The sequence below is a fragment of the Dehalococcoidia bacterium genome (genome assembly GCA_035574915.1).
Lineage (GTDB): Bacteria > Chloroflexota > Dehalococcoidia > DSTF01 > WHTK01 > DATLYJ01.
This window is the reverse complement of the sequence record DATLYJ010000057.1, coordinates 20204-32090: the sequence shown is the minus strand read 5'-3', so window position 1 is coordinate 32090 and position 11887 is coordinate 20204. Positions and strand designations below refer to the sequence as shown.

General features: G+C 65.3%; 12 protein-coding genes. 10 read left to right on the top strand and 2 right to left on the bottom strand.

What is annotated here, in order from left to right; translation table 11 throughout:
* Positions 1-849 (top strand): hypothetical protein (locus tag VNN10_05490; GenBank protein ID HXH21461.1); only part of this gene is annotated, 849 nt, incomplete at its 5' end.
* Between the two features lie 60 nt (positions 850-909).
* Complete coding sequence (locus tag VNN10_05485) at positions 910-1308, top strand: Zn-ribbon domain-containing OB-fold protein (GenBank protein ID HXH21460.1); 399 nt, start codon at positions 910-912, stop codon at positions 1306-1308.
* A gap of 55 nt (positions 1309-1363) precedes the next feature.
* On the opposite strand, the gene VNN10_05480 is transcribed toward VNN10_05485, so the two are convergent.
* Entirely contained in the window at positions 1364-1786 is a 423-nt protein-coding gene (locus VNN10_05480; protein ID HXH21459.1) for a four-helix bundle copper-binding protein, read from the bottom strand.
* A gap of 141 nt (positions 1787-1927) precedes the next feature.
* On the bottom strand, positions 1928-3289 hold the full coding sequence (locus VNN10_05475; protein ID HXH21458.1) for an ATP-binding protein: 1362 nt from the start codon (positions 3287-3289) through the stop codon (positions 1928-1930).
* A gap of 669 nt (positions 3290-3958) precedes the next feature.
* Here VNN10_05475 and VNN10_05470 point away from each other — a divergent pair.
* The 8 genes from VNN10_05470 to VNN10_05435 all read left to right on the top strand — a co-directional run bounded on the left by VNN10_05470 (position 3959) and on the right by VNN10_05435 (position 11886).
* On the top strand, positions 3959-5785 hold the full coding sequence (locus VNN10_05470) for a VWA domain-containing protein (protein ID HXH21457.1): 1827 nt from the start codon (positions 3959-3961) through the stop codon (positions 5783-5785).
* 66 nt (positions 5786-5851) lie between these two features.
* Complete coding sequence (locus VNN10_05465; protein HXH21456.1) at positions 5852-6463, top strand: sigma-70 family RNA polymerase sigma factor; 612 nt, start codon at positions 5852-5854, stop codon at positions 6461-6463.
* A gap of 70 nt (positions 6464-6533) precedes the next feature.
* A complete protein-coding gene (locus tag VNN10_05460; protein ID HXH21455.1) occupies positions 6534-6722 on the top strand; it encodes a hypothetical protein in 189 nt (62 codons plus the stop codon).
* Positions 6723-7049: 327 nt separating this feature from the next.
* Positions 7050-7229 (top strand): Flp family type IVb pilin, encoded by a 180-nt coding sequence (locus VNN10_05455; protein HXH21454.1) that lies wholly within the window; start codon positions 7050-7052, stop codon positions 7227-7229.
* Positions 7230-7505: 276 nt separating this feature from the next.
* Complete coding sequence (gene cpaB / locus VNN10_05450) at positions 7506-8303, top strand: Flp pilus assembly protein CpaB (protein ID HXH21453.1); 798 nt, start codon at positions 7506-7508, stop codon at positions 8301-8303.
* Positions 8304-8333: 30 nt separating this feature from the next.
* Entirely contained in the window at positions 8334-9521 is a 1188-nt protein-coding gene (locus VNN10_05445) for an AAA family ATPase (protein ID HXH21452.1), read from the top strand.
* Between the two features lie 23 nt (positions 9522-9544).
* The gene (locus VNN10_05440; GenBank protein HXH21451.1) at positions 9545-10894 is read left to right on the top strand and encodes a CpaF family protein; all 1350 of its coding nucleotides are present in this window, start codon (positions 9545-9547) and stop codon (positions 10892-10894) included.
* A complete protein-coding gene (locus tag VNN10_05435) occupies positions 10894-11886 on the top strand; it encodes a type II secretion system F family protein (protein ID HXH21450.1) in 993 nt (330 codons plus the stop codon). The genes VNN10_05440 and VNN10_05435 overlap by 1 nt, the downstream gene beginning before the upstream one ends.
* The last annotated feature ends 1 nt before the right edge of the window (position 11887 follow it).

Genomic DNA, 11887 nt, shown 5'->3' with positions numbered 1-11887 from the left:
CAGTCGCGCAACATCGGCACGGGCGGCTTTGCCGGCGGCGGCATGCCGACGCTGACCGGCAACATGGAGAACCCCTGGGGTAGCGTTCTCATCTCCAACTACGCGCTCGTCGCCCACCGGCACATGTACCAGTACGGCACGACCTCGGAGCAGCTGGCCCAGATATCGGTGGACACGCGTCACCACGCCGTCCGCAACCCAGAGGCCGTACGGGCGATGACGGACCTCGGCTTCATGGACACCGGCGAGCTCACGATCGAGACCGTGACGACGTCGCGCATGATCGCCGACCCCCTGCACCTCTACGAATGCTGCATGGTCTCGGATGGAGGCGGTGCGGTCATCATCGCCTCGCCTGAGGTGGCGCGCGGCACGCGCAAGAAGCCGGTCTGGATCATCGGCGCCGGCGAGGCCACCAAGTACCGCGAGAACGGCGGCGACATCACCGTCAGCGCCGGTGCGCAGTCGGGGCCTATCGCCTTCGGCGAGGCGGGCGTGACACCGCAAGAGATCGACGTCGCGATGATCTACGACAGCTTCACGATCACCGTCCTGGTCTGCCTGGAGGACCTTGGCTTCTGCAAGAAGGGGGAAGGCGGCGCTTACGTGCAGGACGGGAAGCTGCGCTATGACAAGCCAGGCGGCCCGGCCTTGAACACGGACGGCGGCGGCTTGTCCTCTAACCACCCCGGGATGCGCGGCCTCTTCCTTCTCACGGAGGCCACGCGCCAACTCCGCGGCGAGTCCACCTCGCAGGTGCCGGGGGCGAAGCTGGCCGTAGCGCACGGCAACGGCGGCAACCTCGGCGGCACGCATACCGGCGGCACGATCATTCTGGCCGCGGACTGAAGCGCAGGAAGAGCGAGATGTCCGGCAGCGCGCACGCACGCGGCGAAGGAGCACGAACTCATGCCTAGACCCCTACCCCGGTTCCCGGAGCGCGACAGCGAGCCCTTCTGGCGCGCGACGAAGGAGCACAGGCTCACCTACCAGACCTGCAACACCTGCGGCAAGGTGGTGTTCTACCCGAAGCACCACTGCACCAATTGCGGGTCGCCGGACCTCAAGTGGAACGACTCTCGCGGCGAGGGCGTCGTCTACACCTATAGCGTCGTACGCGCGAACCGCAGCCCCCTCTTCCGCGACGAGGTCCCCTACACCGTCGCTTACGTCGACCTCGACGAGGGGTTCCGCATGATGTCGAACATAGTCGACGTGCCGCCGGAGCAGGTGAAGATCGGCATGCGCGTGAAGGTGAAGTGGGAAGATCACGACGAGGTCGCCCTCCCCTTCTTCGCCCCTGCCTGAGGGTAGACTCGGACCCCGCCGCCACCGGACCCTGGCCGGCTGACGCGGCGGGCTTCTAGAACACGTCGGTCGGCTGCGGTAGCTCGCCCATGAGCCGCCGGCAGGCGTCGGCGGACTCCTTGCAGGCCTGCGCGCATGTGCGGCAGTGGGCATAGCGTTCGCCGTGCGCGTCGCACTCTTCGGCGCAGATCTCGCAGGCGTGGATGCAGGTGTCCAGCACGCTAATCGCCAGGTACCAGTCGGTCTCCGTCTGTCTCGACAGGAGCCGCGCCGTCACGCCGGCGATATCGGCGCAGTCGAGGTTGGCGCGGATGCACGATGCCAGCGCTGACGCCTCGCCAGTCGCCAGGCAGGCGTCGGCGCAACTCGTGCAGGCCTGCGCGCACTCCAGGCAAGCATCGACACATCCCGCAAGCTGGCCAAGGATCCTCGCGTGTGACTCCGGGTGCTGGACCAGGATCTCGTTACTTGTCGCCACGGGCCGCCTCCTGTCTCATACCCGTAGGCTAGTCGGCGGCCGCCTTGCATGCGTGCGTTCCGGCAGGATGTGCCCCTCGCACGGAGCTAACAGTCGAGCTTCTCCCCGGCTGAATGCCTAGCCCCGACGGGGTAGCGTCGCCTAGTCGTTCTCGATGAAGTAGGACGCGCAGGCCAGGTCGATCCACTGCGGTGTGAAGGCCGGCTGGCTGCCGCGGAAGCTCGCGATGTCGAGCAGGAGGTCGGTAATGTCCCGCGGATGGCAGCCGCGGAAGTGCCTCCCCTTGGGCCGGTACCACTTCTCGATGAGGTAGCGTCCGCCCTCGGGGGCGTAAGGTATGTTCCGGGCGCGGCACATCATCTCCAGGATCCGGAGGAAGGCCGCTTCGTCCGGGTCCCCGACCTCGATCTTGTGGCGGATGCGGCGGAAGAAGGCCTCGTCGCCCAGGCTGTGCGGCGGCAGGTTAGTCGAGAAGACAAGCAGGCACTCGAAGGGTATCTCCACCGTGTCGCCGCTCAGCAGCGTCAGGTGGTCGACCCTTGCCTCCATAGGGACGATCCAGCGGTTGAGGAGCTCCTTCGGCTGGACAAGCTGGCGTCCGAAGTCGTCCACCACGAGGATGCCGCAGTTCGCCTTTACCTGGAGCGAGGCCATGTAGAACTTGGACTGGGGGGAGTAGCGCAGCTCGAGGTCGGCCAGCGTGAGTTCGCCGCCGGCCATGATCACGGGCCGGGTGCAGACGGCCCAGCGAAGGTCTCGCCGACGCTCTCCGTTCGTAGGCAGGCTCGCCGGGTTGACCCTGCGGTCCTCCTCGGGGTAGTCGGCGACCAGGTTGTGGACCCGCGGGTCGAAGACCTTGACCGTCTGGCCGTTGATGTCCACGGCGTGCGGGACCAGGATTTCCCCGGGGAGCATTTTACCGATTGCCTTTGCGATCGAGCTCTTGCCGTTACCAGGGTCCCCGTACAGCAAGATCGAGCGGCCGGAGTTCACGGCCGGGCCGATCAGGTTGTGGGTCGTCTCGCTGAGGACGAGTTCCGACAGCGCTCGTTCGACCACGGTCGCGTCGACGCGGATCTTGCGCACCGACTGTTCGAGCACGACTTCGACGTATTCCTCGAAAGGGACCGGGGCCGGGCCCACGTACTGGTTGCGCTCCAGGGCCTCCACGGCCTTTTCCTGGCCGCGGGAGGTCAGGGCGTACTGGTACTGCTGCTCGCCGATGCCGGATGAACCGACGACTTCGATGTACTGCTCGCGCTTCAGGAAGGTCAACAGGTTCTCGACGATGGGGAAGGGCATCGCCATGCGGCTGCTGATCGTGCGGGCGGAAGGCCTGCCGCCGTAGTAGATGGTCTTCACGCAGAGGTCGAGCAGCTGACCGAAGTCGATGCCTGTCTCTTCTACGGAGTTTGGTTGGGGCCGGAATGGCGTCTCCGGGGGCGTTGTACCGTTCCCCCAGCGGGGACTCTCATTCTTAACCTCGATGCGGGCAGCAACCACTTGTGGCGGGCCTCCTTGGACGATGGGTCGAAGGGGAAACGTATCCCTCCATCTAATGTTCGGCCCAGGCGTCCGCGAGCCGTAGGGGAATCTGAGGGGTGCGCCGGTGGGCAAATGAAAGCCGCCCATTCGGGCGGCTGAGTTCGAGGACGGGTCCGGGGCCGGAGAAATGCGGCCCAGGCCCCGCCTCCTGTGCCTCAAGCCTCCGGTCCGGCCCCGGCGATAATAGTGCCCTCCCGGTAAGGGGTGGGCCGGATGCGTCCTTATTGGTCCGGCTACTGAAACTTTCGCCGCCTGGAGGGCCGGGCCTCGAGGCGACGCTCCCGCTCGCCGTGCCGCCTGTGAGGGCTTCTCCGGCGAGGCTGCGCAATGGTGCCATAACATTTTGCGTTAAGTCAAGCCCCTTTGCTCCTTAAAGCGTCCCTACTCCTTGAGATTGCGCCAATTTGCGTCCACCGGGTGCAGCGCAGTGGCGGCTCCGCCAGCCGACATCGTTTCCCGATGCTAATCGAAGCGTGAAATCGTGCCACTCAAGCCCGGGCGCCAGCCCCAGGCCCGGGCCGCAACCAGCCCGACGGTGCGACCACTTCCCGGAGCGGCAATGGCCTCTTCGCCCTTGCGCGCTGCGGTTTTCGCCGTGCGTGCCGAAAACCTAATTAGGTGAGCTGCATGAGGCTGGTCGCACCCGTTCTCGCACTCGTCGCGGCGCTTGCGCTCTCGGCCGCTTCCGCCGCCGAGCCGGTCCGCGTGGAGATCCTGTCGGTCCAGGAACAGGCGGGACGCATGACCGCGGTCATCGCCGTCTACGGCCCCGACGGACTGCCTGTCCCGAGTCTGCCCGCCGGTAGCGTGCGGGCGAGTCTGGATGGTACGCCGCTGGCCGTTGCCGGCGTCCAGTCGAGTTCGACCGCGAGATCGCCCCTGAGCGTCGTCCTCATGGTGGACGTCAGCGGCAGCATGGCAGGCGACCCCATCACCCAGGCGCGGCGGGCACTGACCGACTTCGTCGGCACGCTGCAGCCGGATGACCAGGTGGCAATCATGTCCTTCGATACGGGCGTCCGCCTGCTTCAGGACTTCACCGCGAACAAGACGCTTGCCACCCAGGCCGTCGCTCGCCTAGCCCCGGCGGGCGATACAGCCCTTTACGATGCCGTCATCCAGGCGGCCGCAAAGGCATCCGAGGCGCCGACCGAGCGCCGGCTGGTGGTCCTCCTCGGGGACGGCGTCGCCACCGTCGGCCTCGAGAAGCGCGCGGCCTCAATCGAAGCCGCGAAGCAGAGCGGGATCGCCTTCGTGGTCATAGGCCTCGGCTCGGCGCTCGACAGGGCCTACCTGAACGAGCTCGCCTCGGTGAGCGGCGGCCGCTATCTGGATGCGCCGACTCCCGCGGCCCTTCGCCAGGTCTACGCCAATCTCGCGGCCGCTATCCGCACCCAGTACACGGTGTCCCTGACAGTGCCTCAGTCCATCGACCGCACCCTGCCGGCAAAGCTGACTGTCCGCGTCAGCCTTGGCGGCGAGGTGGGCACGGCGGAGAAGGTCGTCCAGCCGCTCGCAGGGGCGACGCCGCCGCCCTTTGACCTGGCCGTGAGCGGCCTGGAGGCGGGCGCTAAGGTCAGAGAGCCGGTGACACTCTCGCCTGTCCTGCCGGAGGGCATACAGGCCGCGACGTACGAAGTGCTGATCGACGGCAAGAGTGTGTTCAAGACCGAAGCGCCACCCTACGCCTTCGTGCTCGACCCGAAGGACCTCGCCGAGGGCAATCACCTCGTCACCCTCGTGGTCACCGACCCCCGCGGTCGCCGGGGGGAACGCCAGATTACCTTCGAGGCCGAGCCGCTAGCGCCGCCGTCCAGCTTCCCGGTCATGCTTGTCGCCGTACCTGTGCTGCTACTGACGGCCGCGGGCGTCGTCTACATCATCATTCGCCGCCAGCGGCCCGAAAGCGACCGTTATGCCGACCGCATCAAGCCCTGGCGGACTCGCCTGCCTGACGTGACTTCGCCTCTGTCCTCCCCCCCGGGTGAGTGGGAGCCGAAGGCTATGCCGAGTATTCCGGCGCGCGTCGATGAACCCCTGGGCCGGGTCGTGGTTATGGATGAGGCCGCGGTGCGCACGGGAGAGCTCGGCGCGATCCGCGAATACGCCATAGGCTCCAGTCCCTTGACCTTAGGGAACACGCCCGACTGCGACATCATCATCAACGACCCCGAAGGCCGCATCGCGGGGGAGGAAGCGCGCCTGTGGGTCCAGCGCGGGCGCCTTGTGTACCACAAGCTCACCACCCTCTCCGCGATGGCCACCGAAGGCGTCACCAGCGGCTGGCAGTTTCTGGACTCGGGCGAAGACATCCAGGTAGGGCACTGCCGCCTCGTCTTCCAGCTGGACGTTGTGCCGGAGCCGGCTCCAGAACCAGCCCCTCCGCCTCGCATGCGCGAGCTGTGGCCGCTCCGCCCCGATGAGGCGGAACCACTAGGCGCTTCTTCGGATTAGGGCCGCCAAAACCACTTAAGAGTCCATACGCCTGCGCCGATGCTTCTTCAGGAAGGATGCGTGCGCATGACCATACTCCCGCAACCCCTTTCCTCCGCCCCGGAGGAGCCATCCTCGCCCCCAGAGAGCGAACCGCGCCGGCCGGACCGCGAGGAGGAGCGCCGCCTGGTCCTCCGCGCGATTGACCGGGATGCGGAGGCCTTCGCCGAGCTGTATGACCGCCACGTGGTGCGGGTGTACAGACACATCTACTACCTGGTGAACGATGCCCGCGAGGCCGAGGACCTGACGGCCCAGACCTTCCTCAAGGCCTGGGAGGCCATCGACCGCTACAAGGAGCGCGGGGCGCCCATCGTGGCCTGGCTCCTGCGCATTGCCCACAACCTCACGATTAGCTATCTGCGCTCGAAGCGCGAGCACGGCACGCTGGAGGAGACCTTCATCGACCAGAAGCTGCACCGCAACCCCGAAGAGGCCCTCGAGCAGTCCGCCGACGAGGACAGCGTGCGCCAGGCCATCCTGGGCCTGCGCGACGAGCAGCGCCAGGTGATCATCCTCCGCTTCGTCGAGGAGCTAGATTATCGGGAGGTCGCCCAGGTCATCGGCAAGAGCATTCCCGCCGTGCGCGTGATCCAGCACAGGGCCCTGGGAAATCTTCGCAAACTTATGCAGGCGTGACGTAAAGATGTGGCGCTCTTTGCCGAATCTAGAGGTGACCAAAGCTAGTACAGGAGTACCCGGGAACGGCATGCGCGCAAAACTCACTCTTCTCTCCTCCAACAGCAAGGCGAACGACACGATCATTGCCTGTATCCGGCCACTCGGCCGCGACGTGCGCCCTTCCCCGGAATTTCACCGGCGCATGAAGCTGCGCCTCCTGCGCCTCCAGGCAAACGACTCGCGCGTCCTGGAGCGAAGCGAGATCCGGGCAGCCTAGACCAGTCGCCACCCTCCGGCTCCAACTCTGACATTCGGGCCCCCTTCCGGGCATTTCGGCGCTCTACGAAAAAATCAGGAGAGTCCCTTCAGGAGATCAGGGAACTGCCGAATATCAACACAGAAGCGCGCGGCGGCTCCCAGGTCGCTGGCAGCCTGACTGGGGATGGAGGTAGTGCCTAGAGGATCCGACGAAGACCGAACAGCTTGCCGGGACACGAGAGGCGATGGAACGCGTCTCCCGGGGGCGACACCGAGTTAAGGAACGGATGCCGAAGTTCGATCCAAGTCTCTAGCCGCAAGGCAAACAATTAGGAGGACATCTCAAGTGCAGTTTCTTAACGAGCTCATCGCCCGCCTGACCAGCTGGACCGAGCGCGAAGAGGGCCAGACCCTGGTCGAGTACGCCCTGATTATCGCTCTCGTCAGCATCGTCCTGGTCGCGTCCCTGACGGCCCTCGCGGGCGGCATCGACGGCGTCTTCGACGACATCATCGCGGCTTTCTAAGCGGTCTCAGTCAGAGTTGGATGAGGCGGCGCCGGCCATCCGGCGCCGCCTTCGCTTGGGGCCCGCCCAGGCGGAGGCGGCGGCGACACCACACTGCGGAGGCCCTATCGATGGCGCTTTTCTGGCCGCTGGGCCATCCCAGGCATAATCCCGATTCGCCGCCTGCCGATTATCCATAAGGGCAATCCCCACTAAGTCCATCAGTACGCGAGGTTAGGTATGAGCAGACCCGCCGCAGCTATGAGCCCCGGACAGACAAACCGTCGATTCATCCTCATGGCCGTCGTCCTTGGCCTCATCGGCGCGATCCTCGTCTACGTAGCCTTCTCCCGGAACACCGGCTCCGGCGGCGGCTCCGGCGACCAGGTGCCTGTCGTTGTCGCCAAGTCGGACATCGCCGCCCGCACCAAGATCACCGCCTCGATGGTCGAGGTGAAGCTCGTGAACGCCGCCGACGTCAGCGCGACCGCGTTCAGTGACACCGCTGCCGTGATTGGCCAGGTCACCCGTTTTCCGATTGCCGCCAACGAGCAGGTGCTCTCGACCAAGCTTGTGCCCCTCACCGGCACCGGTTCCACTGTGAGCAAGTCCCTCTCGTACGCCATCCCGCCGGGCAAGCGCGCCATCGCCATTACGGTGGATGAGGTTACCTCCGCCGGGGGGCTTATCCTGCCGGGCGATTACGTCGACATCCTCGTGGTGTACGACATCGACTTCCAGAGCGACCCGCGTGACCCATCATCGCGCGAGAAGGCAAGCGCCTACTTCATCCACACACTCTTTCAGGACGTCGAGGTCCTCGCCGTCTCGACCACGGTAGTCGATACCGTCGCTTCCAATGAAGCTACGACGGGACATCGCCCCCGAAACAGCGAGGCGAATCCCAACCCCGAGGCGATAACTGTCACCCTGGCCCTGAGCCCGGAGGATGCCCAGAAGCTCTATCTGGCGGAGAAGAACGGCTATATTCGGCTCTCCGTCCGGCCTTACAACGATACGGAGATCAGGCCTATCGACCCGATGATCGAAAGCGACCTGTTTCCAAGAAACCTGCCGAACCCCTTCATCCGATAAGGCCGAGGCAAGAGACGTAGGAGGCAGCCCTTGCCGAAGAACCTTGAAGTAGTCGTCGTAGACCCGGATGTCAATAGCCGCGCGGACACGAACCGCGCCCTGCTGATGAGCCACTTCACCGTCTCGGGTGAAGCCGGGTACGGGATCGACGCCGTCAGCATGGCCAGGGACAAGAACCCGGACGTCATCGTCCTGGCGATGGAGGAGCCGGTCGCCCGGGCCGTCCAGACCATGAACTCGCTCGCGGACGCCCTCCCGGAGACGCCGATCATCGTTTACTCCAGCCTTTCGGACGCGGGCTCCGTCCGCCGGGCGATGGTCTCGGGTGCGCGCGACTATCTCGTGAAGCCGCCGCGGCCGGAGGAGCTGGCGCGCGCCATCTACGCCGTCCTGGAGCAAGAGGAGCGGCGGCGTACGCGCCTGCTCGGTGACGCCGCCTCCACGGCGGCGCGGGGTACCGTCCTGACGGTCTTCGGCGCCAAGGGCGGAATCGGCAAGACCACCATCTCCACCAACCTGGCCAGCGCCCTCTGCCGGCACAGCAACAGCTCCGTCGCCATCGTGGACATGGACACTCGCTTCGGCGACGTGGCAATCATGATGGACGTGGTGGTCGAGTTCTCCATCGCGGACGTCGGACGCAACATCGAGAGCGTCAACCGCGAGAACATCGGCGACTATCTCGTGCGCCACTCGAGCGGCGTCGAGATCCTCCCGGCCCCCCTCCACCCGACCGAGTGGGGCGCTCTGAGCCGGCAGCACATCACGAAGATCGTTGACCTGCTAGCGCAGACCCACGACTACGTGGTTGTCGACACGCCGGGCGCCTTCAACGAGCTCGTGGCCACCGCCCTCGAGTGTGCGAACATCATCCTCCTCGTCACCAGCATGGACATTGCCAGCATCAAGGACACCGCGCTGGCGCTGGAAATGCTTCGAGCAGCGTCGGTTTCGGAGGACAAGGTGAAGCTGGTGATCAACCACTCCACCTCCTCGAACAGCCTGCGGCCTGAGGACGTCGAACGAGTGCTCGAGTACGAGGTGTACTGGCGCATCCCGCACGATGTGGCCGTCAGCAACAGCAACCAACTCGGGCAGCCCATCGTGCTGGCAAAGCCCTACGCGCGCGCGTCACGCGCCATTACCGACATGGCTTATAGCCTGGCCGGCATGAGGCGCGAGCGCAAAGGCTTCCTTGATCGAGTGCTCGGCAGATAGAGACGAGACTCCGGGAGGAACGCGTGAACGAAGGATTTGGCCAGAGACGATCGATGTTCGCGCCCCCGCCAAACCGCGGGGCCGCCCGCAATCCCCTCCTGCAATCGAGTGAGGCGTTCAATGAGCTGAAGTTCCGGCTTCACCAGCGCCTCATCGAAGACCTGGACCCGACGAAGCTGGACGCGGAGCAGGGCCGCGCAAGGGAGATCGTCGAAGGCGCTGCCCGCGCCATCATCTCCTCGGAGATGCCGGGCGTCGTCGGCTTCTCGCGTGACGAACTGATCGCCGCTGTCTGTGACGAGATACTGGGCTACGGGCCGATCACGCCGCTGCTGGACGACGCGTCCATCTCCGAAGTGATGATCAACGCGCCGGACACGGTGTATTTCGAGAAAGAGGGCCGCCTCTACCTCAGCCCCGTCCGCTTCCGCGACGCCGCGCACATCATGCGCATCATCGAGCGCATCCTGGCCCCGCTGGGCCGCCGGGTCGACGAATCGTCGCCCATGGTCGACGCGAGGCTGCCGGATGGCTCCCGTGTCAACATCATCATCCCGCCGGTCGCACCGAAGTCGCCGACTGTCACCATCCGAAAGTTCCGCCAGGACAAGATGAACATCGACGACCTGATCAGCGTGGGGACGATGACACGCGAGTTGGCCGACTTCCTGCGCGCTGCCGTACAGGCAAAGCTGAACATCATCGTCTCCGGCGGTACCGGCTCCGGTAAGACGACGCTGTTGAACGCCCTCTCCGGCTTCATCCCCGACACCGAGCGGATCGTGACGATCGAGGACCCGACGGAGCTGCGACTGCAGCAGGCGCATGTCGTGACCCTGGAGGCGCGGCCGGCAAGCCTGGAAGGCCGCGGCGAAGTCAGCCAGAGGGACCTCCTGCGCAACTCGCTGCGTATGCGCCCTGACCGCATCGTCGTCGGTGAGGTCCGCGGTCCCGAAGCCTTTGACATGATGCAGGCCATGAACACCGGTCACGAGGGTTCCATCAGCACCGTCCACGCCAACAGCCCCCGTGACGCGCTCGCCCGTATCGAGAACATGATCCTCATGGCCGGCCTGGACCTGCCTTCGCGCGCTATCCGCGAACAGATTGCCTCCGCGATCCACGTGATCATCCAGATCGCCCGCCTCTCGGACGGCAGTCGCAAGGTGACGGCAGTCAGCGAAGTGGACGGCATGGAGGGTCAGGTGATCACCATGCAGGACATCTTCAAGTTCGAGCAGACAGGCATCGACAGCGAAGGCCGCGTTAAGGGCCACTTCCGCTCCACTGGCATCCGGCCCAAGTTCGCGGAGCGCTTCGAGAGCCTCGGCGTCAGCCTTGCTCCGAATCTCTTCTCCGGGATGGCAGCCTGATGGACATCGTAGCCCTTGGAGCCGCATTAGCCGTGATGGGCGCAGTGGTCTTCGGACTGCTGGGCATCTACCAGGCCACCGCGCATCCGCGCGGCAACATCGAGCGCCGCCTGGGGGCCATCCTGGGTGAAGGCGGAAGCGGCGGCGGGCAGGCGACAGCCGTCGACTATGAGGCCTTGCGCCCGACGAAGGTTGGCCGCACGCCCATCCTCGCCTCTCTCCTCCAGGGCAAGGCCTGGACCTCGAAGGTCGCTGACGACCTCGAAAAGGCGGACTTGAAGCTCACGGTCTCGGAGTACCTGGCGCTTCGCCTGATGTTGGCGCTCTTCGGCGCCATGGCGCCGCTCTTCATCCTCGGCCGCGGCCCTATTGGCATGCTTGCTATGGCCGGAGTGGCAACAGCCGCATTCATGGCGCCTTCCCTGTATGTGTCATACGCCAAGGGGCGCAGGCTGAAGAAGCTCGACTACCAACTAATAGAGGCGCTGAGCCTCATATCCAACTCGCTGAAGGCGGGCTTCGGGCTCATCCAGAGCCTCGAGCTGGCCGCCCGCCAGATGGAGCACCCCATCGCCACGGAGTTCCGCCGCACGCTGCACGACATCAACGTCGGGTCTTCGAACGAAGCCGCCCTGAGCGCGCTCGCAAAGCGCAGCGGGAGCAAGGACTTCGATATCGTCATCACGGCGATGCTCATCCAGCAGTCCACCGGCGGTAATCTGGCCGAGATCCTCGACAACGTCAGTCACACAATGCGCGAGCGGATCCGCATCCGTGGCGAGATCGCGACACTTACAGCCCAGCAGATGCTCACCGGCTTCATCATCGGCGGACTGCCCTTCGTCATGGCCCTGGGCTTCTCCGTACTGAGCCCGGACTACATGACGCCGCTGTTCAACACCATTGAAGGCAACATCATGCTCGTGGGCGCGGGCTGCCTGGAGCTCACCGGCGTCGTGATCATCCGGAAGATCCTGCAGATCGAGGTGTAGC

Coding starts and splice junctions, on each gene's coding strand:
- VNN10_05465 (HXH21456.1), top strand. CDS start 5,852: ATGACCATACTCCCGCAACCCCTTTCCTCCGCCCCGGAGGAGCCATCC.
- VNN10_05470 (HXH21457.1), top strand. CDS start 3,959: ATGAGGCTGGTCGCACCCGTTCTCGCACTCGTCGCGGCGCTTGCGCTC.
- VNN10_05460 (HXH21455.1), top strand. CDS start 6,534: ATGCGCGCAAAACTCACTCTTCTCTCCTCCAACAGCAAGGCGAACGAC.
- VNN10_05435 (HXH21450.1), top strand. CDS start 10,894: ATGGACATCGTAGCCCTTGGAGCCGCATTAGCCGTGATGGGCGCAGTG.
- cpaB (HXH21453.1), top strand. CDS start 7,506: ATGGCCGTCGTCCTTGGCCTCATCGGCGCGATCCTCGTCTACGTAGCC.
- VNN10_05485 (HXH21460.1), top strand. CDS start 910: ATGCCTAGACCCCTACCCCGGTTCCCGGAGCGCGACAGCGAGCCCTTC.